Annotated in this window: 17 protein-coding genes; 7 read left to right on the top strand and 10 right to left on the bottom strand. The window is 64.6% G+C overall.

The window, feature by feature from the left end:
• Positions 1 to 222 precede the first annotated feature (222 nt).
• Positions 223 to 2,646, top strand: a complete 2,424-nt coding sequence (locus CK910_RS01860; protein WP_172955204.1) for a zinc/cadmium/mercury/lead-transporting ATPase — start codon at positions 223 to 225, stop codon at positions 2,644 to 2,646.
• A 195-nt stretch (positions 2,647 to 2,841) separates the two neighbouring features.
• On the opposite strand, the gene pulA is transcribed toward CK910_RS01860, so the two are convergent.
• On the bottom strand, positions 2,842 to 6,495 hold the full coding sequence (gene pulA / locus CK910_RS01865; protein WP_253852793.1) for a pullulanase-type alpha-1,6-glucosidase: 3,654 nt from the start codon (positions 6,493 to 6,495) through the stop codon (positions 2,842 to 2,844).
• Between the two features lie 265 nt (positions 6,496 to 6,760).
• Between pulA and CK910_RS01870 the strand changes: the two genes are divergently transcribed.
• Complete coding sequence (locus CK910_RS01870) at positions 6,761 to 7,171, top strand: hypothetical protein (protein ID WP_043140700.1); 411 nt, start codon at positions 6,761 to 6,763, stop codon at positions 7,169 to 7,171.
• Positions 7,172 to 7,233: 62 nt separating this feature from the next.
• Here the strand turns inward: CK910_RS01870 and dmeF are convergent, their stop codons facing one another.
• Positions 7,234 to 8,190 (bottom strand): CDF family Co(II)/Ni(II) efflux transporter DmeF, encoded by a 957-nt coding sequence (dmeF, locus tag CK910_RS01875; RefSeq protein WP_098980809.1) that lies wholly within the window; start codon positions 8,188 to 8,190, stop codon positions 7,234 to 7,236.
• Between the two features lie 71 nt (positions 8,191 to 8,261).
• On the opposite strand from dmeF, the gene CK910_RS01880 reads away from it, so the two are divergent.
• The 3 genes from CK910_RS01880 to CK910_RS01890 all read left to right on the top strand — a co-directional run bounded on the left by CK910_RS01880 (position 8,262) and on the right by CK910_RS01890 (position 11,011).
• On the top strand, positions 8,262 to 8,537 hold the full coding sequence (locus CK910_RS01880) for a metal/formaldehyde-sensitive transcriptional repressor (protein ID WP_005313657.1): 276 nt from the start codon (positions 8,262 to 8,264) through the stop codon (positions 8,535 to 8,537).
• Between the two features lie 200 nt (positions 8,538 to 8,737).
• On the top strand, positions 8,738 to 9,934 hold the full coding sequence (locus CK910_RS01885) for an amino acid aminotransferase (protein ID WP_098980810.1): 1,197 nt from the start codon (positions 8,738 to 8,740) through the stop codon (positions 9,932 to 9,934).
• A gap of 153 nt (positions 9,935 to 10,087) precedes the next feature.
• Positions 10,088 to 11,011 (top strand): LysR family transcriptional regulator, encoded by a 924-nt coding sequence (locus CK910_RS01890; RefSeq protein WP_098980811.1) that lies wholly within the window; start codon positions 10,088 to 10,090, stop codon positions 11,009 to 11,011.
• A 111-nt stretch (positions 11,012 to 11,122) separates the two neighbouring features.
• On the opposite strand, the gene CK910_RS01895 is transcribed toward CK910_RS01890, so the two are convergent.
• From CK910_RS01895 to CK910_RS01920, 6 genes are all read right to left on the bottom strand, one after another.
• Complete coding sequence (locus tag CK910_RS01895; protein WP_043140690.1) at positions 11,123 to 11,446, bottom strand: DUF1820 family protein; 324 nt, start codon at positions 11,444 to 11,446, stop codon at positions 11,123 to 11,125.
• Between the two features lie 207 nt (positions 11,447 to 11,653).
• Positions 11,654 to 12,505, bottom strand: a complete 852-nt coding sequence (locus CK910_RS01900) for a YjjW family glycine radical enzyme activase (protein WP_098980812.1) — start codon at positions 12,503 to 12,505, stop codon at positions 11,654 to 11,656.
• A 37-nt stretch (positions 12,506 to 12,542) separates the two neighbouring features.
• Positions 12,543 to 14,069 carry a YjjI family glycine radical enzyme gene (locus CK910_RS01905; protein ID WP_098980813.1) on the bottom strand — a complete coding sequence of 509 codons (1,527 nt, stop codon included), beginning with the start codon at positions 14,067 to 14,069 and terminating at the stop codon, positions 12,543 to 12,545.
• A gap of 116 nt (positions 14,070 to 14,185) precedes the next feature.
• Positions 14,186 to 14,527 carry an AzlD domain-containing protein gene (locus CK910_RS01910; RefSeq protein ID WP_043140686.1) on the bottom strand — a complete coding sequence of 114 codons (342 nt, stop codon included), beginning with the start codon at positions 14,525 to 14,527 and terminating at the stop codon, positions 14,186 to 14,188.
• Between the two features lie 2 nt (positions 14,528 to 14,529).
• Positions 14,530 to 15,249: an AzlC family ABC transporter permease gene (locus tag CK910_RS01915; protein WP_098980814.1), complete on the bottom strand. Its 720-nt coding sequence runs from the start codon at positions 15,247 to 15,249 to the stop codon at positions 14,530 to 14,532.
• A gap of 150 nt (positions 15,250 to 15,399) precedes the next feature.
• Complete coding sequence (locus CK910_RS01920) at positions 15,400 to 15,876, bottom strand: L,D-transpeptidase family protein (protein WP_042869032.1); 477 nt, start codon at positions 15,874 to 15,876, stop codon at positions 15,400 to 15,402.
• A 262-nt stretch (positions 15,877 to 16,138) separates the two neighbouring features.
• On the opposite strand from CK910_RS01920, the gene CK910_RS01925 reads away from it, so the two are divergent.
• The gene (locus tag CK910_RS01925) at positions 16,139 to 19,288 is read left to right on the top strand and encodes a S41 family peptidase (protein WP_098980816.1); all 3,150 of its coding nucleotides are present in this window, start codon (positions 16,139 to 16,141) and stop codon (positions 19,286 to 19,288) included.
• A gap of 125 nt (positions 19,289 to 19,413) precedes the next feature.
• On the opposite strand, the gene CK910_RS01930 is transcribed toward CK910_RS01925, so the two are convergent.
• Positions 19,414 to 20,757, bottom strand: a complete 1,344-nt coding sequence (locus tag CK910_RS01930) for a M12 family metallo-peptidase (protein ID WP_098980817.1) — start codon at positions 20,755 to 20,757, stop codon at positions 19,414 to 19,416.
• Positions 20,758 to 20,778: 21 nt separating this feature from the next.
• On the bottom strand, positions 20,779 to 21,441 hold the full coding sequence (locus CK910_RS01935; RefSeq protein WP_172955205.1) for a hypothetical protein: 663 nt from the start codon (positions 21,439 to 21,441) through the stop codon (positions 20,779 to 20,781).
• A 332-nt stretch (positions 21,442 to 21,773) separates the two neighbouring features.
• Between CK910_RS01935 and CK910_RS01945 the strand changes: the two genes are divergently transcribed.
• Positions 21,774 to 23,963, top strand: a complete 2,190-nt coding sequence (locus CK910_RS01945; RefSeq protein WP_098980819.1) for a glycoside hydrolase — start codon at positions 21,774 to 21,776, stop codon at positions 23,961 to 23,963.
• Position 23,964: the final 1 nt, after the last annotated feature.

Consider the following 23,964-nt stretch of genomic DNA (forward strand, 5'->3'; position numbering starts at 1 on the left):
TCGAGGGAGGATAGGGCTCCCCAGTATAGGCGTGCCGGGCGGTGACAAACACCCGCCAACCACAAGGATATAAGGGCGCTTCATCCTGACCCGGACAGCTAGCCCCTGCCGGCTCAGTCAGCAAGATAAAGGGGCTTGACCTTGGACTTAACACCAAGGTTTACACTCGGCTCAGTCATCGAAGATCTCGCACCGGCGGGATCCATCCAAGAGGGACTCATCATGAGCAAATCCTGCTGCAGCCATCAAGCTGCCGCCGCCCCCATCAAGGCCGTCAGCAAGTCTGCCACCAGTCAGAACGAGCATCAGCACGACAGCCATTGCTGTGACAGTGCCACGCCGGTCAGCAGCTGTGCCAGCAAGGCCCCCCATGATCATCAGGATCAGGGGGTGAGTGAATCGCCGGGGGACGAAGAGCCCCCCAGAGCAGGCTGTCACAGCCAGGGCTGCTGCAGCCCGCAGCCGCCCCATGACCATGACCATCATGGGCATGATCACCATGAGCAAACCGCCGACACCGCCGAGCCGTTAATCGCGCCGGAGCAGGACAGTCGCCGCCACAGCTGGCAGGTGCTGGGGATGGATTGCCCCAGCTGTGCCCGCAAGATCGAGACAGCCGTCAGCCGGGTCGCTGGCGTGCAGCAGGCCCGGGTGCTGTTTGCCACCGAGAAGCTGGTGGTGGATCTGGCCCCCGGCCTCTCCCCCGATCCCGTCACCGCCGCCGTGCTGGCCGCGGGTTTCCGGCTCAAGGGCGCAACTCAGCCCGGGGACGACAACGCCAGGCGGCGCAGCCCGCAGATGGGCCTGCTCGCCAAATATTGGCAGCCGCTGTCACTGGCCGGCCTGATGCTGGTGGCGGCCCTGCTGCCGAAAGAGTTCGGTCAGCCGCTGTTTACCCTGGCCACCCTCTGGGGCCTGTGGCCCATCTCCCGCAAGGCCTGGGCCCTGACCAAGAGCGGCTCCCCCTTCGCCATCGAGACCCTGATGACGGTGGCGGCGCTGGGCGCCCTCTTCCTCGGTGAAACCGCCGAAGCGGCCATGGTGCTGCTGCTCTTCATGCTGGGGGAACATCTGGAGGCCTATGCCGCCGGCCGTGCCCGCGCCGGAGTCACGGCCCTGATGGCGCTGGTGCCCGACAAGGCGCTGCGGATCCGCACCACGGTCGACGGTGACGTTCGGGAAGAGGTGGCGGCCGACCAGCTGCGTCCCGGCGACATCATAGAGATAGCCCCGGGCGCCCGCCTGCCGGCGGATGCCCGTCTGCTCGACGCCCTCGGCGCCTTTGATGAGAGCGCCCTGACCGGTGAATCCATTCCGGTGGAGCGTCGCCAGGGTGACAAGGTGCCCGCCGGCAGTCTGGCGGCGGATCGGGTGCTGCGCCTCGAGGTGGTGTCCGAGCCCGGCAACAACGCCATCGACCGCATACTGCACCTGATCGAGGAGGCCGAGACCCAGCGCGCCCCCATAGAGCGTTTCATCGACCGCTTCAGTCGCTGGTATACCCCGGCCATGATGCTGGTCGCCCTGCTGGTGGTGATAGTGCCGCCGCTGGCCTTCGGCCAGAGCTGGGACGAGTGGGTCTATCGCGGACTGGCGCTGCTGCTCATCGGCTGCCCCTGCGCCCTGGTGATCTCCACTCCGGCGGCTGTCACCTCCGCCCTGGCGGCGGCGACCCGACAGGGGGCCCTGATCAAGGGCGGCGCCGCGCTGGAGCGGCTGGCCCACATAGATACAGTCGCGTTTGACAAGACAGGCACCCTGACCCTGGGCAAACCGCAACTGACCGAGCTGGTCAGCCTCAATGGCCGGCCTGAGGCTGAACTGCTGGCACTGGCCGCCGCCATAGAGCAGGGCTCCCACCACCCGCTGGCCCGGGCCGTGGTAGCCAAAGCGACCGAGCAGGGACTGACTCTGGCCGCGGCTCAGGATCTGCGCGCCCTGCCCGGCATGGGGGTGGAGGGGCGCATCGACGGCACCCTCTGGCAACTGCTGGCGCCGAGCCGGATTGACTCGCTGAGCCATGCCCTCAACGCCCAGATAGCCACCCTGGAGCAGCAGGGCAAGACGGTAGTGGTGCTCGGCCAGCCGGGCGCAGCGCCGGCGGCCCTGCTGGCGCTGCGGGATCAGATCCGGCCCGAAGCGGCAGCGGCCTTGGCGGAGCTCAAGGGGTTGGGACTGCGCAGCATAATGCTGACCGGCGACAACCCGCGCGCCGCCGAGGCGATTGCCAACGAACTCGGCATGGGCTGGCGCGCCAGCCTGCTGCCGGAGGGCAAGGTGGAGGAGATAGCCAAGCTGGCAACCAGCCAGAAGGTCGCCATGATAGGGGACGGCATCAACGACGCCCCCGCCATGAAGCGCGCCAGCATCGGCATCGCCATGGGTGGCGGCACAGACGTGGCGCTGGAGACGGCCGATGCCGCCCTGACCCACAACCAGCTCGGCGGCATCGCCGCCATGATCCGCTTGTCGCGGGCGGCGCTGGCCAACATCCACCAGAACATAGCGCTGGCGCTGGGGCTCAAGGCCATCTTCCTGGTCACCAGTCTGCTCGGCATTACGGGTCTGTGGATTGCCGTGCTGGCGGATACCGGCGCCACCGCCCTGGTGACGGCCAACGCCCTGCGCCTGCTGCGCAAGCGCTAAGCCAGCCGTTAACGGCACAACCAACAGCCGCCCCAGTGGGGCGGCTTTTTTATTGCCTCGCCCACGACGACAAAGAAAAAGCGCGGCTGCCGGTTGGCAGTCGCGCTTTGCTTACGCTCTCGGCGTTATCCCACCCTTGGCAAGGTGGAATTCAACCCTGGGCCGCCGAGCCAGCCCCGGGCTCGATGGGGCTGCTTACTTGGTCGCGGTGGGTGCGGTAAAGCTGACACTCAAGCTTGGTTTCTCCTTGTTCATGGCGGTAAAGACGAACTTGTAGCTGCCCGCCTTGTCAGCATTGAACGGCAAATCACCGCCATTGGCACAGAGCACACTGATCTGGCCTACCGCCAGCTGGTCGGTGTTGCTGCACTTGCCGTAGTTGATCGAACCGCCCCAGTCACTACCGGCAATCTTCACCTGGGTCATCCCCAGCTTGTCGGCCGTCACTTCTGTGGTGAACTCGTAGGTGAAGTTGCCGCCAAAGATCATCTTGTTGACCGGATCCCATTGGTTCAGGAAACCACGCACGAAGACATCTGTGTCACCAAACGGTGGGACCGTGCTCAGATCTGTCTTCTTGCTCACCGGCAGACCCGCGCCCTGAGCACCGGCCTGCGGCTTGACGAACACGGCAGCGGACCAGGCCCCCAGGGTCAGGGTACCGCCATTGACGGCGGCATCGCGGGCTATGCTGCTACCGGCATGGTGGGCCGGGCTCAGTTGCAGCGTGCTCAGGTCGATGGGCTGATCATTGCCGTCACGGAAGTCGCCGATGCTCTGGGGAGCATTGGTGGCGTTGATCATCACCACCAGACCGTCGATGGCCGGATCCAGATCCGCACCCGCATTGATGCCGTCATCTACCGTCATCACTATGAGGCCTGGCACCTGATCCGGGCCGGTATTGCGGAAGTCGACCCGCTTGATCACCTCGGCGCCGCTGCCAAGACGTAGCAGACGGGAGGATTGACGCAGCTCGGCCAGCTCCTGGTAGAAGCCCACCATGGTCGCCATGTCGGCCCCGCTCGGCTTGAGGTGTTTGTCGAGCACCTGCTCGATCAGCGGATAGTTGTCGCCATCCTTGTCCTTGCGCGGCAACCCCTTATTGAAGTTGTTGTCGGCAAGGGTGTAGTCGACTCTGTTGTACCAGTCACCCGAGTCGTAGCTGTCCCGCTCCATGGATTTGGAGCGCAGCAGCTCGACACCGGCGTGGGTAAACGGAATGCCCTGCCCCAGCATGGCGGTGGCCAGCGATACCCCCTGCATCCGCACCAGATCGGCTCCTTCCGGCGCCTTGTAGATCAGGTTGTCGAACAGGGTCTGGTTGTCGTGCTTGTCGACATAGTTCTGGATCTCGGTCGGATCCTGGGCATAACCCGCAGCTTGACCGTTGTAGTCGATGTCGGAGCCCTTCTTCGGCATGCCATCCTTGTCGGTCAGCACGAAATCCTTGAGGTTGCCGGCCATGCCGAGGCGAACCAGGTCGGATTGGTGCAGCGCCGTGGCCAGCTCGACGCCGTCCATCTCGTTGGCATCCACCAGGGCGCCGTTGCCGAAGCCCTGGGTCTTGCGAATGGTGTCGCCGCCGTCAAACGGACTGCCGCCGCGCACCGCATCCCGCAGCCGGTCGGAGAAGGAGCCTATGCCGGTGCCGGCCAGGTGCTTCTGGGTCGCCTGCACGAAGCGCTTGTCATCCTGCACCTCGCCGAAGTTCCAGCCCTCGCCGTAGAAGTACATCTCGGGGTTGACCTGCTTCACCGCGGCCAGCGCCTGCACCATCTGATCTTTCGGGTGGTGGCCCATCAGGTCGAAGCGGAAGGCGTCGATCTTGTAGTCGCGCGCCCAGGTGACCAGGGAGTCATCCATCAGCTTGGCGAACATGGCGTGTTCAGGCGCCGTGTTGGAGCAGCAGGTGGAGTTCTCGACCGAGCCGGTCTCCGGATTGAGGCGCTGATAGTACCAGGGCACTATCTTGTCGAGCACCGACTTGGGACCCAAGCCTGCCTCGTTGGTGTGGTTGTAGACCACGTCCATCACCACGTTCATGCCGATGTTCTGCTTGATGGCCTTGACCATCTCGCGGAACTCCAGGATGCGCTGGCTGCCCTCGGCATTGGTGGCATAGGAGCCTTCCGGCGCCGTGTAGTGGTAAGGGTCATAACCCCAGTTGAAGGAGTCCACCCCGCGCAGATAGCCGTAAAGCTCCTGTACCTGCGGGTTCTCCTTGCTGTCGGCCCCCTGCAGATCGGTGAGCACGGCTTCTATGGTCTGACCGCCACCGCAATGGCTGGCGAACTTGGAGTTCTGCACCTCGGGGTTGACCTGACACAGCTTGCTGAAGTCATCGGCAAGGTTGGCCACCTTGGCCGGATCCTCGTTGACGGTGGCGATGTCGAACACCGGCAACAAATGCAGGTGGCTGACGCCGCTCTTGGCCAGCGCCTGCAGGTGCTTGACCGGCACGCTGTCGCTGTCGGTCAGCCCCAGGAACTTGCCGCGGTGCGCAGGCAAGGTGGAGTCGTCGTTGCCGGTCAGATCGCGGACATGGGCCTCATAGATGGTGATGTCGGCAGGGTTCTGCTGGCTGTGGGGCGCCTTCAGGCTGTCCCACCCTTCCGGCTTGAGGGCCGGATCATCGAGATCCACCACCTGGCTGAACTCTGAGTTCATCGCCAGGCTCAGGGAGTAGGGGTCTGTCACCTGATAGGATTCCAGCTTGCGGCTGACCGGGTGATAGACCTGGATGTCGTAGCGGTAGAACTTGCCTACCAGCTCGCTGCCGCCCTGCACGCTCCAGCTGCCGCTGGCCTCGTCCCGAGTCATGGTGCGCTCGCCCAGCGCCCTGTGCTTGTCATCAAACAGTGCCAGCTTGACCGACTTGGCGGTCGGCGCCCACAACCGGAAGGTGACATTGCCCCCCTCGACCACGGCGCCATAGGCCAGCTTGGCGGCGGCGTCGGCATAGAGGGCATCGAGGGCACCGGCGCTCTGCACCAGAGTTGCCCCCTGCAGAATACCGTCGGCATCTGTGCCTATGGCCACCAGCTCGCCCTTGAGCAGCGGCTTGAGGTCCTTGCCTGCTGGCAGGGCGAAGGCGGCGGCATCCTTGAGGTGCGGATACTTGGCCTGCTGCTCGGCAGTGAGACTGGTAGCCGTTAGAGTGATGTAGGGGAAGTCGAATACCCCTTCCGCATTGGCCTTGATGGTGCCCGACTCAGTGTAATAGAGGCGCACATGGGGCTTGTCCTTGCCCCCTTGCCAGATCAGGGTGTTGCCATCGATCAGATGGGCACTGGCCCCCGCCACGCCAAAGGCGGCGGTGAAGGCGTCGGCACGGCTGCCGAAGACCTCGCTCTTGCCCGCGACGATGGCCACTGTGCGATCCGGGTGATCGCTGAAGATCACCTTCATGTCGGCACCGGTCAGGTTCGCCAGATCGCCGTTGCGGGCGATAAAGTTGATGCAGCCTTCCAGCTTGGCCAGCGGCACCACCCAGCTGGGACCGAAGCCGTCGGCCGCCGCCGGGGTATTGACCTTGTCATCCCAGCCCGCGTTGAGGCCGCTCTCGGCGGTGGCGCTGCAGGCGTCGTTGTTCCACAGGTGCAGGCTGTAGTTGGCAAAGGGGCCATCCACCCCGCGCGCCGCGCTGGTCTGGGTATCCACCAGGGCGATCACCGCCTGATCGGGCCCGGCCACCAGTTGCTCGGCAGGGGGTTGCACATTGGGCAGACGGGCGACAGGGCCGTCAGTGGGGTCAGGGGTGGGGGAGGAGCTGTTGTCATTGCAGCCGGACAAAAGCGCGAGCAGTGAGGCTGTTACCAGCGCCACTTTGGTCTTTTTCATATCCATTTTTTTATAATTCCCGCTGTAGTTAGTCTCGATAGTCGAGTACCCGGTCATTGCCGAGCGGTGTCATATTAATCAGCGGCAATCGTTTCAAATGTGAGCAGCAGGGCAAAAAAACCAACCATTTTCAACAAGATAACGTTTTCATAACGAAAGTTGGATCGGGCTCACAGACCCGGCCTCACTTTCGGCCCATACCAGCAGACAGACGAGTCCATACCGGAAAAATCAATTTCCGATCAAGTGGATAGAGAGGGAGTCACGGCATATGAAGCGAATTGAGGAACAGGCCAAACGGCTGGATCAGGAGTATCAGGCGATCGCGCAGTTGTTTGACCAATTTTGCCAGCAGGCGGGCGTGCTCGCCGAGCAGTACCACTTCTTCAACTGGCCCGACTATGAAGACACACCGCCCCTCTGCCGGGCCTTCACCCTGCTGGGGGAGCCGCGCGAGCTGCGCCTGCGCTGCCAGCCGGGGGAGCGTGGCACCTTGAGCGGTCTCATCCAGGTGGGCAGCGAAGATGGCACAGTCCACGCCAGCCTGGGCTTTCGGGCCGATGGCCACCTGCAGCTGGAGTCGGGATCCTTGCTGGACAACCCGCCCCAGTTGCTGCTCAAGCTGCTGCTGGGGGCCATCTGGCAGCACAAGCCGGACGATGATCACGGCCAGCACCACTGATTCAAACCACAAGAAGGGGCCTGGGCCCCTTCTTCATGTCTCGTGCGACCAGCCGGGCATGATCAGGGCTGGGCAATCTCTATGGTGACGTGCACCAGCTCCTCGTGGATGGCGAGTCGCTCGCGGATCTCCCGGGCAGGCATGGGGGCAGCCATCAGCAGGGAGAGCACGCAGGCATACTGCTCCTGCCCCACCCGCCAGACGTGCAGATCGCGGATCTCGGCCTCCGGCAACTCGGCTATCACCTCGCGGATCTCCGCCACCAGCGGGGTATCCATCTCGGCATCCAGCAGCACCCGGCCCGAGTCGCGCAGCAGACCCCAGGCCCACACGGCCACCAGCACGGCGCCCGCTATGCCCATCAGGGGATCCAGCCAGTCGGCCCCCCACCACATGCCACCCACCAGCGCCAGTATGGCCAGTACCGAGGTGGCCGCATCCGCCAGCACATGGATGTAGGCGGCACGCAGGTTCAGATCCTGATGGCCCTGGTGGTCGGCATGGTCATGATGATCGTGGCCGTGATGATCATGATGATGGCCATGGTCATGACCGTGATGATGCCCATGATCGTCCTTCAGCAGCCAGGCACAGGCCAGGTTCACCAGCAGGCCGACGATGGCGATGACGATGGCCTGCTGATAGTGGATCGGGCTGGGATCCAGCAGCCGGAACACAGATTCGAACAGCATCATGCCGGCCACTCCCACCAGCAGCAGGGCGCTGGTGAAGCCGCCAAGCACCTCTATTTTCCAGGTGCCGAAGCTGAATCTGTGGTCACGGGCGAAGTGGCGGGCGGCGCGGTAGGCCAGCACCGAGAGGCCGAGCGCCAGCGCGTGGGAGCTCATGTGCCAGCCGTCGGCCAGCAGCGCCATTGAGTTGTAGAACCAGCCGCCGCTGATCTCCGCCACCATCATGATGACGGTGAGCAGCACGGCCCAGCGGGTCTTCTGTTCGGCCAGCGGATTGCCCTGGTGTACGACGGGTTGATGGCAATGGGATGAGACGAGGGATGACATGAATTTCTCCTGAGGGCGACAATGCAATATACTATACCCCAGTATAGTTTTATTGATCGAGAGGATCCTGCATGTCACACACCATTCACGGCAAAAAGAAGCTGCTGGCGCGGGTGCGCCGCATCAAGGGCCAGACAGGCGCACTGGAAAGCGCGCTGGAGCAGGAGGGTGACTGCGCCGCCATTTTGCAGCAGATAGCCGCCATCCGCGGCGCCGTCAACGGCCTGATGCTGGAGGTGCTTGAGGGGCATATGCGCGAACATCTGGGCGCCGAGGAGGCCACCCCGGCCGAGCGGCTGGAGGATCTGGATCAGGTGGTGCGGGTGCTGAGATCCTATCTGAAGTAAGGGATCCCCCGCCTGCCCGCTGGCGGCCAGCCTGCATGCCTGCGGTGAAACGCGTCGGCAGCGCGGGCCGCTTGACAGCCGGGCTGGGCCGGCCGGGCATCCCAGGTCCGTTTCAGACTTGAGCCCTCGCCCGCTTTACGCCATCATGACCGCCGATCGTTGATCGCCTTACCCTGGATTCCACTTCGCAAGGACCCCCCATGTTTGAACACGTCGATGCCTATGCTGGCGACCCCATACTGACCCTGGTCGAGACCTTCCACAAAGACACCCGCGCGCAGAAGGTGAACCTGGGGATCGGCCTCTATTACGACGAGCAGGGCCGCATTCCGCTGCTGGCCTCGGTGCAGCAGGCCGAAGCCCAGCGCGCCGCCGCGCCGGCACCGCGCCCCTATCAGCCGATGGAGGGTGCCGCCAACTACCGCACCGCGGTGCAGCACCTGCTGTTTGGCGCCGAGCATGAGGCGGTCAAGGCCGGCCGCATCGCCACCATCCAGACCATCGGCGGCTCCGGCGCCCTGAAGATCGGCGCCGATCTGCTCAAGCGCTACTTCCCGACCTCGGAGGTGTGGGTCAGCAATCCCACCTGGGACAACCACAAGGCGATGTTCGAGGGCGCCGGCATCAAGGTGTACGACTACCCCTACTACGATGAAGCCAGCGGCGGCGTACTGTTTGACGCCATGATCGACTGCCTCGGCAGCCTGCCGGCAAAAAGCATAGTGCTGCTGCACCCCTGCTGTCACAACCCGACCGGCGTGGATCTCTCCTCTGCCCAGTGGGACAGGGTCATTGCGCTGGTGGTCGAGAAGAATCTCATTCCTTTCATGGACATCGCCTATCAGGGCTTCGGTGACGGGCTGGAAGAGGATGCCTACGCCATTCGCGCCATGGTGGCCGCCGGTGTCAGCTTCTTCGTCAGCAACTCCTTCTCCAAGAACCTCTCCTTCTACGGCGAACGTTGCGGCGGCCTGTCTGTCATCTGCAAAGATGCCGAAGAGGCGAGCCGGGTGCTGGGCCAGATGAAGGCGACCGTGCGTCGCAACTACTCAAGCCCCCCCACCCACGGCGGCCAGATTACCGCGGCCGTGATGAACGATGCCAGTCTGCACGCCCTCTGGGTCGACGAGGTGGGCGAGATGCGCACCCGCATCAAGGCCATGCGCCAGAAGCTGTTCGAGGTGCTGAGCGCCAAGGTGCCTGGCCGCGATTTTGGCTACTTCACCAGCCAGCGCGGCATGTTCAGCTACACCGGCTTCACGCCAGAGCAGGTTGACCGCCTGCGCGAAGAGTTCGCCGTCTACCTGGTGCGCTCAGGTCGCATGTGCGTGGCGGGCCTCAACAGCCGCAACGTCGACTATGTGGCCGACGCCATGGCGGCCGTGCTCAAGGGCTAATCCGCTCAAGCCCCGCCTCGGCGGGGCTTTTTGTTTGTCCCGATTTTATGGAGCCGCTATGGACCTGATTGCACTGTCATGTGTGACTGTGAGGGGTCGCCATCGGGTCAATCGACCTCCCCTGCCCGCACTTGTCTCGCTTGTGGAGTCTCTATGGATCTGATTGCCCTGTCCCGGCTGGGAGGTCGCCATCTGGTCACCCTGCACCTGCTGCTCGACAGCCAGAGCGTCACCCGCACAGCCGAGCGGCTCTGCACCACCCCCTCCACCGTCAGCAAGACCCTCAACCAGTTGCGGGATCTGCTCGGCGATCAGCTGCTCTACCGCCAGGGCAACCAGCTGTTGCTGACCCCGTTTGCCGAGCGACTCGGCCCCACCCTGCACCGGCTGCTGAGCGAGCTGAACAGCCTCACCAGCCAGGGCGGTTTCGACCCCGCCACCTGGCAGGGACAACTGAAATTCGCCCTGCGCGAAAGCGGCATGGTCTGGCCCATGGGCCCCATTCTCGGCCAGCTGATGCGGGAGGTGCCCGGTCTAGTGCCCGACATCTGGAACAAGGATGAACAGGGGCTGGCGGCATTGGCGGCGGGCAAGCTCGACTTCGTGATCCTGCCCCACGACCAGAGCCAGCCCCTGCCCCGCCAACCGGGTCTGGTATGGGAGACGCTGCGGGAAGACAAGCTGGTCTGCCTGCTGCGGGCGGGCCACCCGGCGCTGGACAAGCCCTGGGATCTGGATGCCTACCTGAGCTGGCGCCATATCGCCATTCGCGATCAGGAGCTGGCCAACCCCTTCTTCGAGCAGAGCCTGGCCCAGTTGCAGGTGCGCCGCCAGATCAGCGCCACCCTGCCGGACTTTGGCAGCGCAGCGGCCATGCTGCGCCAGAGCGATCTCATCCTCACCGCCGTCGAAGGCTGGGCCGAGCAAGCCATGAGCCGGGATCTGGTGATCCGCCCGGTCCCGTTCGACTATGGCGCCGTCACCCACAGCCTGGTGTGGTATGGCCCGGCCGGTGAAGAGCCGGCGCGGCGCTGGTTCCGCCAGCGGATCCTGCAACTGGCCCGGGAACTGGGTTAGCCCACCCAGGCGGCACCCATTGCAGATCCTGCGGGCGCCAATACAGATCCGAAGAGAAGAGAGCCTCGCCAGCGGGATCCCCATGGCAAGGCTCGCAGAGAGGAGAAAGCCTCAGGGCTTCTTGGTATAGATGGGGCTGGGAAAGGAAGCGACGTTGTTGCCCAGCTCTGTGATGCGGGCAGCCCCCTGCTTGCGTACCTGATCGACCCGCAGCACGTGGTGCATGGGGATCATGGTGCGATTGACGTCGGCAAATTCACTCTTCAATTTCTCGTGGCTGGGATCGACGATCAGCGCCGTGTGGGTGTCCCACACGAAGTTCGCGATCTCGATGAAGCCAAATAGCTGACCCTGGCTCACTTCCCTGACATAGACTTCGTAACGCTCGTTGTGACAAATGAACTGCACTCGGTATAAGGCGTTGGATTCACTCATGTTCGTCTGTTGATGGTGGGCGAATGCCCCATTCTAGCCGCCCCTTCCCAGAGCTCAAATAGACAGCAATCACAGTTACGTCATCTTGAGACTCACAGAGCCCAAAACCCGGAGCCAGGCCACAAACTTGCCGCCTGCTCGCCGGACATCGACCAAGAAACCACACAAAATACCTTTGCGATCAATTGATTAGCATCGAGTAGCCATTCAGCAGATCGCCGGCAGGGACACAGGCCCCAGCCCCCTTTCGCTCAGCGCGGCGGCAAGCCGGGTCAAGGCCTCCCTGTCCGCCTCCTGCCAGCTCGTCGCCACCCCGCGCACCCCGTGATGGCGAAAACCATTGAGGCGAATGGGGACTGGCCCCAGGCTCTGCAGAAAGCTGGCCAGGCCCGTCTCCAGCTTGCCATCGGCATCCAGAAAATCGCTGCGTCCCGGCACATGGAGCAGCCGCAGCTCGGCCAGCTTGCCGTGGCTTGCCAGCAGTTGCAGCGAGGCCAGCACCCGCTCGCGGCCATGGCCGGTCAGCATGTGATGCACAGAGTCGCGCCACCCCTTGAGATCGAGCATGGCGCCGTCGAGCACCGGCAGCAGCCGCTGCCAGCCGGTCGCGGCGAGGGAGCCGTTGCTGTCGAGCAGGCAGGTGAGATGAGCCAGATCCGGCGCTGCCTTGATGGCCGTGAACAGGGCAATCACGAACGGCAGCTGGGTGGTGGCCTCGCCGCCGGAGACGGTAATGCCGGTCAGCAGCGGGCCGTAGCGGCGCAGCAGGGCCAGCACCTCGGCCACCGACATCTGGCTGGTCTTGGGGCTGGCATGGCGCGGGCAGTCGTCGATGCAGCGATCGCAATCTGTGCAGAGCGCCGCCTGCCAACGTACCCTGCCCTCGACGAGCGTCAGGGCCCCGCTCGGACAGCCGGGCACGCAGTCACCGCAGTGATCGCACAACCCCATGGTGTGCGGGTTGTGGCAGCCGGGGCAGCGAAAGTTGCACCCCTGCAGGAAGAGCACCAGCCGGTTGCCCGGCCCGTCCACGCAGGAGAAGGGCAGCCAGCGGCTCACCGTCGCTGTGCGCGCCGCCCCTGCCCGACTGCCACACTCAGTAGTCACACAGGGTCGCCTCGCGCCCTACTACCCGCGGCGCCCGCTGGCGGATCCCGGTCAGCTCGCTCGCCTCGGCGCCGAGGCAGGTGGTCTGCAGCCGCGAGCCCTCGGTCGCGAAACGGGCCACGTCGCTCTTGCGGATCATGTAGCCGGTCACCCGCACCAGATCGCTGTCCGCCACGTTGGCGGTGAACTCGCGCATGCCGATGGCGAGCGCCCCCTTGCAGAGCTGCAGCAGCGCCTGCGGGTTCTGGCGTATGGTGGGATCCAGGGTCAGGATCTCGCTGATTCCGGAGTGATAGAAGCCGTGGTGGGGTGCCAGCGCCAGCACATGGCTGGCCGGATCCGGCTCCTGGCCGTAAGGGATGCGCACCCCGGGCGTCACCCCTCGATCCACGCTGAGCCCACCCTGGGAGTGGAGCAGGGCGCGGCCGCCCCAGGCGTGCACCTGCGGCGTCTCGGTCACATGGCGGGAGAGCTGGGCCGAGATGCGATAGCCAAGCTGGTTGGCCTCCTCGTCACGGCCGTAGCGCTCGGGCAGATTCTCCTTGTCCATCAGCAAATTGACCGCCTCCGCCATGCCATAGATGCCGAACATGGGCACGAAGCGATCCTCATCGAGCAAGCCCTCCTTGACCAGGAAGCTGTCGAAGAAGCCGGACTCCTGATGGAGGAAGGCGGCGCGCGCCTCGATCAATTGGGAGGCGAGGCGGCAGTAGTGGGGCAGCAGACAGCCCATGAAGTCATCTATGCCGTGGGCCTGCTCGGCCACCCGCTTGAGGGAGAGCCGCACCAGGGTATTGGCGCCGCCCGCCTGGGGCAGGGCGTTGTAGCAGCTGACGATGCCGAAGCCGCGCTGATCGAAGGTGTTGCTATGGAGCGGGTAGTTGGCGATGTGCGGCTTGCTGCAGCTGGCTATGTTCTGCACCGCCAGCATCAGCAGGCTGTCCGGGGTCTGCGCCGGATCGTGGAACAGGGTCAGGTTCGGCGCCACCTGCTTGAGCTCGCCGTCGATGCGCAGGATCAGGCGGCAGAGACGGTTGTCATCGGGGCCTATGTTGACGTGCATGAAGGCATCCGGCAGCACCCGATCCAGGTAGATCCAGAACCCCTTCAGCTTGCGATGGAGGGTCTCGTCATCCAGCTCGCCCACAAAGGGCAGCAGCAGATGATCGAGCCGCCCCAGCCAGACCGGCATGCCGGTGACGGAGGGCACATGGTGATAGAGGATGCGCAGGGCATCGAGCGCTTCGTCGAAATCCTGCGGCGGCGCCAGCTCCAGCCAGGCGGAGCCCTGACTCAGGAACTTTTCATAGTCAGGCAGCACATAGCGCGGCTTGTAGGGGGCATGCCCCTCGAACATGTCACAGAGAAAACCCTGCACCCTAGCCTCGGCGACCGCCGGGGGCAGCTCGGGATAAGGCAGCGCGTTTTCGGCGGCCAGCGCCAGGGCATGACTCTTCTGGGCGGCAGAGAGGTGGTGATCACGCACTATGCGCTGACAGGTTTCGGTGAAAGACATGGGGGAGCTCCTCGGCGGATGGTCCCTAAATCCTCACATTTGGGAGGTGTTTTTTGAAGTGACATTCACAACATGACGGATATCCATAAAAGACATCCACCATGCGGGATCACGGCTCAGCCAAACCAGGGCAGCAGCGCCGCCAGCCCCCCCTGCCAGCGCAGCAGGAAGAAGCCCCCCATGCCCACCACGACCACCAGCAGGGTCGGCAGCCGCAACAGGGTCAGCGCCGTCACCAGCAGGGTGGCGGCCAGGTAGTCCGGATCCCACGTCAGTCCCTTGCCCGGCTCATAGCTGAAGACGATGGGCAGCCAGATGGCGGTCAACACCGACTGGGCCGAGAAGCTGAGGAAGGCCCCCATCTCGGCGCCCGGCTGATAGCGGGTCAGCCGCGAGAAGAAGGCAAAGCGGTTGAAGAAGGTAATAAGGGCCAGCAGGCCTATCATCAGCCAGCTCATGGTCATCTCCTCATCCGGTGCAGCACGTAGCCCACAACCATGCCGGCCAGTGCCGATATGATGATATGGATCTCCGCCAGCAGCGGCTTGGTGAGCAGCGCAGTGCCGCCGCTCACCAGGGTCGCCGCCACCATGGGCAGGTTCTTCATGGCGGGTATGGTCATGGCGATGAAGGTGGCGGCGATGGCAAAGTCCAGCCCCATCTTGTCCAGCCCGTCTATGTACTGACCGGCGGCGATGCCGAGCAGGGTCGCCAGATTCCAGAACAGATAGAAGACGAAGCCCGCAATCAGGGCGTAGGCGGGATTGAAGGCACCGCTGCGCTCCCTGTCTTTCAGCGCCACCGCGAACATCTCGTCGGTCAGGAAAAACGCCAGGCTGGCACGCCAGCTCAGGGCGAGCGGCAGCACATCGCGGCGGAAGGTGAAGCCATAGAGCAGATGCTGGGAGGTGATGACGAAGGTGGAGCCCATGATGGGCAGCAGGGGCGTACCGGCCCCGAACAGGGTGGTAGCCGAGAGCTGGGCTGCGCCGGCATAGACCAGCAGCGACATCAGCTGGGCCTGCAACGGGCTCAGCCCCACCTGCAGCGCCAGGGCGCCACACAGGATCCCCCAGGGAATGACGGAGATGGAGAGCGGCAGAATATCGATGGAAGCGCGCCACCAGAGCGCGCGGCGACTCTCGGCCCCGACGGGCTGGGAGCTTGTTGCTGACGGCATGGGATCATCCTTGTTGCATCCACGGCGAGCCGGAAAAACTAGCACAGCAGGGGGACAGATACCAAGGGGCTGCGGATAAAGAGAGGATGGAGACAGAACAGGGGGAGCCGAAAAACAGAACGCCACCCGGAGGTGGCGCGCTGCAGAGGGTCAGGGCTGAATGACGATGGGGGTGCCGGGTTCGATGGCGTTCCACACTTCGTCCAGATCCTTGTTGAGCATGGCGATGCAGCCATTGGTCCAGTTGGACGGCTGCAAGCGGGTGTTGCCTATGCTGTTGCGCTGACCATGGATCATGATCATGCCACCCGGTCGCACACCCAGCTCGTTGGCCGTCTTGATGTCGTCCAGGTTCGGGTAGTTGATGTGGATGGCCTTGTAATAGTTGGAGTTGGTCTTCTTGTAGTCGAGGATGTAACGCCCTTCCGGCGTACGCTGATCCCCTTCTCGCTGCTTGTGACCCTTGGGGGCCGGCCCCAGAGCGATCCAGTAGCGTTTGACCTCCTTGCCATCCTTCATCAGGGTCAGGCTATAGGAAGACTTCTTCACCACTATCATGTCGGCCGACAAGGTGGCAAAACTCAGTGCGGGCCACAGCCCCAGCAAACACAGTAATACGGCTCTCATTCCATCCCTCGACAAGCCTCTGGTAAGGGCTTTTCTTGTTACCAAATCATCTGAACTGCACCGCCCCGAGTGGCGGGCGAGCGCCATCATATTGGATCGCCATCAATACTCAATATATCCAGAGAAACATATCCCGCGCCATCTTTTATAGATTGTTACAATTAACTGCCAAAACAACGGGATACCCCCCCTATCTCGGGATAGTCCCCCGCGGGGGATTGGGGGAAGATAAGGCGCTTTTCACCCCTCAGGAACCTCCACGATGCGATACAGACTCTCCTTGCTGATCCTGCTGATCTGTGCCCCCCTGCAGGCCGCCGAGCCGCGCTGGTTGCGCGAGCCTGCGCTCTCCCCCGATGGCAAGCAGCTTGCGTTCACCTGGCAGGGTCGCATCTACCTGAGTGCGGGGGACGGCGGCCTCGCCACGCCGCTCACCGGCAGCGACTACCTGAGCCAGCGCCCGCTCTGGTCACCGGACGGCAAGCAGATTGCTTTCGCCGCCAACCTCTATGGCAACGAAGACGTGTTCGTGGTGCCGAGCGAGGGGGGCGAGATGGTGCGGCTGACCCGGGATTCGCGCCCCGACCTGCCCCAGGCATTCAGCGCCGATGGCAAACAGCTGCTGCTGAGCAGCCAGCGCCTGACCAGTCCGGAGGCGGATCACTTCGTGGCAGAGGGACTGCAGGCCAGCGCCCTCTACTGGACCCCCATAGATGGCGGCGCCCTGACCCCGGCCCAGCCCCTGCCCGCGACCCTGGCCCGCCCCCACGGCAGCCAGCTGGCTTATCAGATGCCGGGCATGGATCAGCCGTTTCGCAAGCACCAGCGCTCCTTTGCCGTCTCTCGCCTCTGGCTGTTCGATGGCAAACAGCATCGCCAGCTGACCGAAGACAGGGTCGCCGCCAGCGATCCCGTCTGGGATGACAAGGGCGAGGCGCTCTATTACCTGAGCGAGCGCAGCGGCGATTTCAACGTCTGGCAACGGGATCTGGCCAGCGGTCAGGATCGCCAGCTCACCCACTATCAGGGCCATCCGGTGCGCGGTCTCAGCGCCTCCCGCCACGGCGATCTGGTCTGGTCCTGGCAGGGTGAGCTCTACCGGCTCGATGCCGGCAGCGAGACGCCGCGCAAGCTGACGATCCGGCCGCTCTCGGCCCAGGCTCCCGACGAGCAGAGCGACACCCCGGTCGTCATCGACGAGGCCCTCGTCCGCCAGGATGGGGAGGAGGTGATCCTGGTGAGTCAGGGGGATCTGTTTGCGGTCGACACCCGCCGCGAGCGGGTACGCCAGCTCACCCGCCACCCCAGCGAACAGTCATCGCCACGCTACGTGGACAAGGAACAGGGGCTCATTTATCTCTCCGAGCAGCATGGCCCGGCCGCCCTCTATCGCCTGAAGAAGGCGCAGCCGGACCGGCTGTTCAGCGAGCCCGGCCCCCTCATCGAGGAGAAGCTGCTGGCCATGCCGGGCGTCGCCATCAGCAAGCCGACCCTCTCCCCTGACGGCAAGCAGCTCGCCTTCGTGGTGGACGGTCAGGCCATGCACCTGCTGGATCTGGCCAGTGGCAAGCAGCGACCGCTGGTCGCCGCCGAGTTCAACCCCTCCCGCCATGCGGTGGAGCTGGCCTTCGCCCCCGACTCCCGCCACCTGGCGCTGACCCTACAGCCCGACTCGGCCCAGCAGGAGATCGCCGTCATCGACACCCGGGATGCCAAGGCCACACCGGTCAACGTCAGTCTCAACGGTTATCAGGATGGCAGCCCGGCCTGGAGTCAGGATGGCGGCATCCTCTACTGGCAATCCGCCAAGTACGGCAAGCTGGGCGCCGACGGCGAGCCGCTGGATGGCAGCCTACTCGGCCTCTACAGCAGCCGCGCCGCCAAGAGCGACTTCCTCGCCGAGCAGGCCCCCCCCAAGACGGGTTACGGCTTCGAGAGCGACAAGCTGGCACACAGGGAAGCGCTGCAGCTGCAACCACGCGGCCCCGTCCTCGCCAGCCGCATCGTCGATGATCACCTGATCTATCTGGTGGAGGAGACGGATGCCAATGGCGAGAGCGAGATCAAGGGCTACGCCCAGGAGCTGCGCAAGGGGGAGACCAAGCTGCTGTTCGCCGAACAGCCTGGCCCGGCGCTGGCCAACCTCAATGACGACGCCAGCCTCGCCACCCTGGTGCGGGAGGGGGAAGTGACCCTGATAGACATGGCCTCCGGCGAGGCGACCCCTCACCCCTTCGCCCTGTTGCAGAGCGGGCGCTGGCAGGCTCGGATGACAGCCGCCTTTGACCAGATCACCCGGCTCACCCGGGACGAATTCTATCGGGCCGACATGAACGGCGTGGACTGGGATGGCTATGTGGCCGCCTATCGCCGCCAGCTGCCCGGCATCGGCAATGGTCGGGACTTCGGCAACCTGCTGGCGGAGCTGGCCGGCGAGCTGAACGTCTCCCACACCTGGGGCTATGGCCCGGCGCCCTTCCCGCGGTTGCCCGATGACACCGCCAGCCTCGGCGGCTACTGGCGCGAGAGCAAGGCCGGGGTCGAACTGACGGCCCTGCTGGCCGGCGGCCCGCTGGATCAGGAGACGGATCTGGTGCCGGGCGCCCGCCTGCTGGCCATCAACGGCGCAGAGCTGCACAGCTTGAACGAGCTGGATGCCCTGCTCAATCACCAGGCCGGCCAGCGACTGGCCCTCACCCTGCTGCCCAAGGGGAGCAAGGATCCGGTGCAGCTCGATGTCAGCGCCATGGACTTGCCGCAGGAGTACCGCCTGCAACTGGATGGCTGGGTCGCCAAGCGCCGCGCCCAGGTGGCGCAACTGAGTCAGGGTCGGGTCGGCTACGTCTATCTGCCGGAGATGAGCAGCGCCGTCTATGAGGAGATGGTGGCCGATGCCCTCGGCCGTCAGCGCAATCGCGAGGCATTGATAGTGGACGTGCGCTTCAACAAGGGCGGCTACCTGGCCAATACCCTGGTGGAGTTTCTGACCGGCAACGGCAGCGCCAAAGGGATGGCCCGCAGCTGGCCACGGCTCGGCAAGGGGGAGACGGACGCCGCCACCCGCCAGTGGACCAAGCCCTCGGTGGTGCTGGTCAACGCGGGCAGCTACTCGGAAGGCTCGGCCTTCCCCCAGTACTACCGCACCCTCAAGGTGGGCCCCATCATCGGCGAGCCTGTGCCGGGCACGGGCACCATGGTCTATGGCCACGAATCCAGACTGATCCCGGGGCTTGCCTACGGCATCCCGACCCTGGGGCTGCGCAACCCCGACGGCACGCTGTACGAAAATCAGGAGCTGATCCCGGACGTGCAGGTGGCGCTGACCCCGGCCGACATGCTGGCCGGGCGCGATCCCCAGCTGGAAGCCGCGGTGCAGGCCGCCCTCGCCCAGTTGTCAGCGAAAGCGAAATAAGCAGGAAAGAGGCGTGATTGAAGCCTGCTGGAAAACGGATGGACCAATCCGGCTACGAACCAGACGGGCTCATCCTGCCGCGTGAAACAGAGCACGCCCCGCCATTGGCGGGGCGTGCTTTTTCATCAGGCCGGCAGCGTCTCGGCCGGCTGGCGGGCCAGCGCCAGCTGATACCTGTGTTCGGCCAGCTCCAGCTCGCGGCGCGCCTCGTTCACCTTGCCTTCGGCGCCCTTCACCGCCGCCGTCAGCTGGTTGTAGCGATCCCAGCTGCCGTTGTACTCGGCCACCTCAGCGTTAAAGCGCCGGCTGATCTCGTTGGACTGGCGGATCAGGGCATTGTTTTCATCGTACAGCTGATCGATGCGGGTGCTCAGACTCGCCTGGATGGCGCGGATCCGGCGATACTCGTCCGGGCTGTAGCTGCCGTTGTAGCTGTTGTGCTCCTGCACCAGCCGGTTGATCTCCTGCACCGTCTGCCTGTTGCGCTGGCTCAGGGCTCTCAGCTCGCGATCGTAGCGATCAAAGTTGGCCTTGAGCGCCTGCTGCCGATCCTGCAGCGCGGTACTGGCTGTCACTTGCTGGCGGTAGTGGGCCTGGGCCGTCGCCAGATCCTGACGACGCGCCTCGAGCGAGTGTTCCAGCTCGCCCAGATCCGGCATCGCCTCCGTCACCATGGTGGGGTAGAAGCTGGCGATCTGGGGCGTGGTGACCCGCAGCGCCCGCACCGCATCGGCACCGTTGGCCTGATCTCTGTGATCCACGCCGCAGGGCTGCCCCTTGCAGACCAGGTCCGGGCTGGAGAACTTGTACTCGTGGCTGTAGACCCCGAAGCTGGAGGGATAGGCCATCACGGTGGCGAAGGAGCCCTGCACCCCGTGCCCCAGCGCATAGTGGTAGGTGCCGCCCGTGCCATCCTGCAGCCGGGAGTGGTTGAGCCCCATGTTGTGGCCCAGCTCGTGTGCCAGCACGACGTCGCCACAGCCGGTGGCGGTGACATGGCTGAACATGTTGCCGGCTTCCTTGGAAACATCCCCGTCGGCATACGCCTTGCGACCATCGGCATAGGTGGCTGAACCGCCCACCCAGGCCAGCCCGCAACTGCCGTGGTCACCCGTGTTGGGCCGCATCAGCACCACCATGTCGGCGCCATAGCGGGTACGCAGGGTCGGCACCGCCTTGAAGGCCTGGTCGCTCTGATGGGTCACCGCATTAAGCGCGGATTCGTCCGTGCCGCCATCCGGATAGTTCACCTGCTGGCTGTGCACGGCCCGCACCGTCAGATCCAGGCCGCTGGCGGCATAGATCTGGTTGGTGACGTTGATCATGTGCTGGATCCGGGTCTGGGCATCCCCCTGATAACGGGCCGCCAGCCCGGGGCTGTGCAGCACCATCAGATCTATGGTTTCCGCCAGCACGGGCGTGGCGCCGAGCAGACCCGCGATCATGATCCCCAAGGTTGTTTTCTGCATGTGATTTTCCTTCTTCTGTTGTTATTGATGAGTCGGGATCAGGGCATCGCTGCCGCCATGACCCAGATCCAGTGGCGGGTTCTTGTAAACCCAGCCCTTGCCCCCCTGGGTCTCGACGGAGTAACTGCCTTGCGGCGTGCCGATGAACCCGAAGATGGCTTGCTTGCCGACGGTGAAATTGACCGGATAGCTGTCACCGTCGACCCGTATCTCGCCCTGCCAGTTGCGCTCCCCGCCCCGCTGCAGCTCAACCCTGGTCACTCTGGCCTCCAGCGTGCTGCCGTCCGGCAGCGGCAGGGTCACGCTGTCGCCGACCTGAGCCTGTCCAAGCTCGCCGCCCTGCAGGGCGATCGGCTGGGGCTGTTCGACCCCCTCGCCGGGCTCCGCCAGCGGAAAGTCGGCATCCACCTCGGCCGCCTGCCAGGGAGCATCCAGCTGCTGGCTGCCGTCCTCACGCAGCCGGCCCGGCTTGGCGGCTGCCTCTGCCGGCGCCGGCTTGATCTCGGGTGTCGGCATCACGGCAAGCTGAGCCGGCTCTATCCACCCGGGGGAGTCCGCCAACGGCTCGCCGCTGTAGCCGGCCTCCAGGTCCGGCGCCGCCGGCTGCGGCCACAGGTACCCGCCGATCACCCCGGCCAAGAGGGCGAGCAATCCCAGCCCAAGCCCCCACTTCGCTCTCTTCATACTGATACTCCAGTCAAAAATAATCCTTATAAAACAATGAATTGCATTCAAATTGAGCGGACATGCTAGAAACCGGCGGGCAGGCTGACACCCCCCTATATGGGGCGTCGAAAAAATGGGCGGTGGACGTTCACACCCTCTGGGCGAGTCGCTGAAGCCAGTGCTGGCGGGGGCTTGGAAAGGGTTCGAATGATGCTTTTTTGGCGCATGAAAACGGCCCCAAAAAGGACTGGCATGATGCCATTTACCCCATATGGGTTAAGCAGATTTGGCTGTACCGGGGGGCGGACGACGGCGTACCCTGATGGCATCAATCAGGTCAAGGATGTTGAATGAAGGCTTCACAGACAAAGGCGCCAGCACTGGGCTGGCTGCTGATTTCACTGCTGGCGGCGCCGCTGGCCGCCGCCCCCCTGACGCTGCAGGGTGAGACGCAAAGTTACCGCATAGATCCCGACACCCTGGCCATTTCGGTCAACAAGATCCCGGTCAGCGCCGGCCAGCCCGCCCGCCAGGTCGATCAGTTGCAGCAGGGCGAGCAGCAGGCCAGCTGGCACTGGCCCGCCCAGGACGCCAGGGTGGAGGTCAAGCTGGACGGCGACGACTTGCTGCTGACACTGGTCAGCGACAGTCCCCGTCAGCTGGCCTGGTACAGCCTGCCGAAAAACCAGACCCACCTGTCACTGGCCTTTGGCGAGGGCAGCCGCTTCTCGGTACGCGACAGCGACTGGCTCGGCTATGTCGGCGACGAGCTGGCCGAGCTCAACACCCACTACGACCTCAAGCTGCCGCTCTGGAGCCAGGACTCGGGCAAGCAGACCTACAGCTGGATCCTGCAGAACCCTTATGACAACCAGCTCAGCTTCACCCGCAAGGGGGGACGGCTGCAGCTGAGCGCCCGCCACGAGTTCAGCAGCTTCAACCAGCAGGCCCCCATGGTGGTGCGGCTGAGCGTGGGGGATGACTGGCTGGCCGGCGCCCGCCGCTACCGGGAGTGGCTGCAGGGCGAAGGCGCCTGGCAGTCCCTGGCCGACAAGTTTGCCCGCATCCCGGCCGGTCGGCGGCTGATCGGCGCCAGCCATGTCTATCTGTGGGGCGATGCCCTGCTCGATCGGCAGGATGTGACGGATTGGCCCGGCCTGCAGGCCAAGCTCCGGCAAAAGCCTGAGTGGCTGCAAGACTTCCATGCCGAGGAGCGGGAGGCGCTGGCCGCCAAGGCGCCCGAGCCCTGGCAGCAGGCCCTGATCATGGCCGGCCTCAACCGGCTGATTGCCGACCAGCTGCCGCTGCCCGCCCAGCAGGGCCCCCTGGCCCAGAGCAAGGTGCTGGCCCTGCGCCAGCAGTGGGTCAAGGGCCGGTTCGGCGAGCAGCTGGTGGCGCAGGAGCGCTGGGGCCAGGGGCTGTCGCTGCCTGTGGTCGAGGCGCTGCAACAGGCGGGGCTGCGCAAGCTCTGGCTCGGCACACCGCAGTGGACGGCGGCCCTGCAGCAGGGTTATGCCCTCACCGCCGCCCAGCGCCAGGGCTATCTGGTGGGCAGCTATGACTCCTACGATACCGCCATCCCCCCCGGCAGCAACGACAGCTGGCTCACAGCCCAGCTGCCGATCGAGATCGGCAAGCGCTGCGCCATCGTCGAGGCCAATGGCAAACCCAAGCCGGGCTTCGGCGGCGAGGGGGTCTACCTCAACCCGGGCTGCACCCTGCCGTTTGCCAAGAGCCGCATGAGCGAGCTGGCCAAGACCAGCGGCATCAACAGCCTGTTCCTCGACGTGGACGGCACCGCCATGGCCTCCAACGATTACAACCCGGCCCACCAGCAGGGCAGTCAGGCCATGATAGCCGACCGCAACGCCCGCATGAGCTGGGTGGGGGAGCGGCTCGGGCTGGTGCTGGGTTCGGAGGATGGCAACGCCCTCACCAGCAAGCCGCTGATGTTTGCCCACGGCATCCAGAGCTGGGGCTTCGGCTGGGAGGATGCCGCCATGCGCAAGCAGGCCAAGTCACCCTATTACCTCGGCAAGTGGTGGCCGGACGAGGCGCCCCAGGTCTTCTTCCAGCCCGCCCGGCTCAAGCCGCGCTACCTGAAGACGGTGTTCAACCCGGCGGATCGACTGCCCCTCTACCAGGCGGTGTTCCACGATTCGGTGATCAACAGCCACCACTGGCTGCTGGACAACCTCAAGTTCCCGGGCATCAAGGAGGAGCGCACCCTGCTCGGCCTGCTCTACAACACGCCGCCCCTGGTCAACCTGAGCCGCAGCACCCTGGACAGTCGCCTGCCGGAGCTGGTGAGGCTAAACAGCCAGTTCGGCCCGCTGCACGAGGCGCTGTGGGACAAGGCGCTGGTGGGTTTTCGCTGGCGGGACGGGGTGGGCCGGGTACAGGAGACCCGCTTCTCCGACGGCAGCCGGCTGGTGGCCAACTTCAGCCACAGCAGCATGATGATCGATGGCCACAAGCTGCCGGGCAGGCAGCTGCTGGTCGCCCTCAAGGGCAAGCCGGTGAGCCTGCTGAAGATGTGAC

It is taken from the genome of Aeromonas sp. CA23 (genome assembly GCF_002587065.1).
GTDB lineage: Bacteria > Pseudomonadota > Gammaproteobacteria > Enterobacterales > Aeromonadaceae > Aeromonas > Aeromonas bestiarum.

What these genes read in the sequence shown, in the direction of transcription:
- CK910_RS01860 (WP_172955204.1), top strand. Translation starts at nt 223, where the DNA reads ATGAGCAAATCCTGCTGCAGCCATCAAGCTGCCGCCGCCCCCATCAAG.
- pulA (WP_253852793.1), bottom strand. Translation starts at nt 6,495, where the DNA reads ATGGATATGAAAAAGACCAAAGTGGCGCTGGTAACAGCCTCACTGCTC.
- CK910_RS01870 (WP_043140700.1), top strand. Translation starts at nt 6,761, where the DNA reads ATGAAGCGAATTGAGGAACAGGCCAAACGGCTGGATCAGGAGTATCAG.
- dmeF (WP_098980809.1), bottom strand. Translation starts at nt 8,190, where the DNA reads ATGTCATCCCTCGTCTCATCCCATTGCCATCAACCCGTCGTACACCAG.
- CK910_RS01880 (WP_005313657.1), top strand. Translation starts at nt 8,262, where the DNA reads ATGTCACACACCATTCACGGCAAAAAGAAGCTGCTGGCGCGGGTGCGC.
- CK910_RS01885 (WP_098980810.1), top strand. Translation starts at nt 8,738, where the DNA reads ATGTTTGAACACGTCGATGCCTATGCTGGCGACCCCATACTGACCCTG.
- CK910_RS01890 (WP_098980811.1), top strand. Translation starts at nt 10,088, where the DNA reads ATGGATCTGATTGCCCTGTCCCGGCTGGGAGGTCGCCATCTGGTCACC.
- CK910_RS01895 (WP_043140690.1), bottom strand. Translation starts at nt 11,446, where the DNA reads ATGAGTGAATCCAACGCCTTATACCGAGTGCAGTTCATTTGTCACAAC.
- CK910_RS01905 (WP_098980813.1), bottom strand. Translation starts at nt 14,069, where the DNA reads ATGTCTTTCACCGAAACCTGTCAGCGCATAGTGCGTGATCACCACCTC.
- CK910_RS01910 (WP_043140686.1), bottom strand. Translation starts at nt 14,527, where the DNA reads ATGAGCTGGCTGATGATAGGCCTGCTGGCCCTTATTACCTTCTTCAAC.
- CK910_RS01915 (WP_098980814.1), bottom strand. Translation starts at nt 15,249, where the DNA reads ATGCCGTCAGCAACAAGCTCCCAGCCCGTCGGGGCCGAGAGTCGCCGC.
- CK910_RS01920 (WP_042869032.1), bottom strand. Translation starts at nt 15,876, where the DNA reads ATGAGAGCCGTATTACTGTGTTTGCTGGGGCTGTGGCCCGCACTGAGT.
- CK910_RS01925 (WP_098980816.1), top strand. Translation starts at nt 16,139, where the DNA reads ATGCGATACAGACTCTCCTTGCTGATCCTGCTGATCTGTGCCCCCCTG.
- CK910_RS01930 (WP_098980817.1), bottom strand. Translation starts at nt 20,757, where the DNA reads ATGCAGAAAACAACCTTGGGGATCATGATCGCGGGTCTGCTCGGCGCC.
- CK910_RS01935 (WP_172955205.1), bottom strand. Translation starts at nt 21,441, where the DNA reads ATGAAGAGAGCGAAGTGGGGGCTTGGGCTGGGATTGCTCGCCCTCTTG.
- CK910_RS01945 (WP_098980819.1), top strand. Translation starts at nt 21,774, where the DNA reads ATGAAGGCTTCACAGACAAAGGCGCCAGCACTGGGCTGGCTGCTGATT.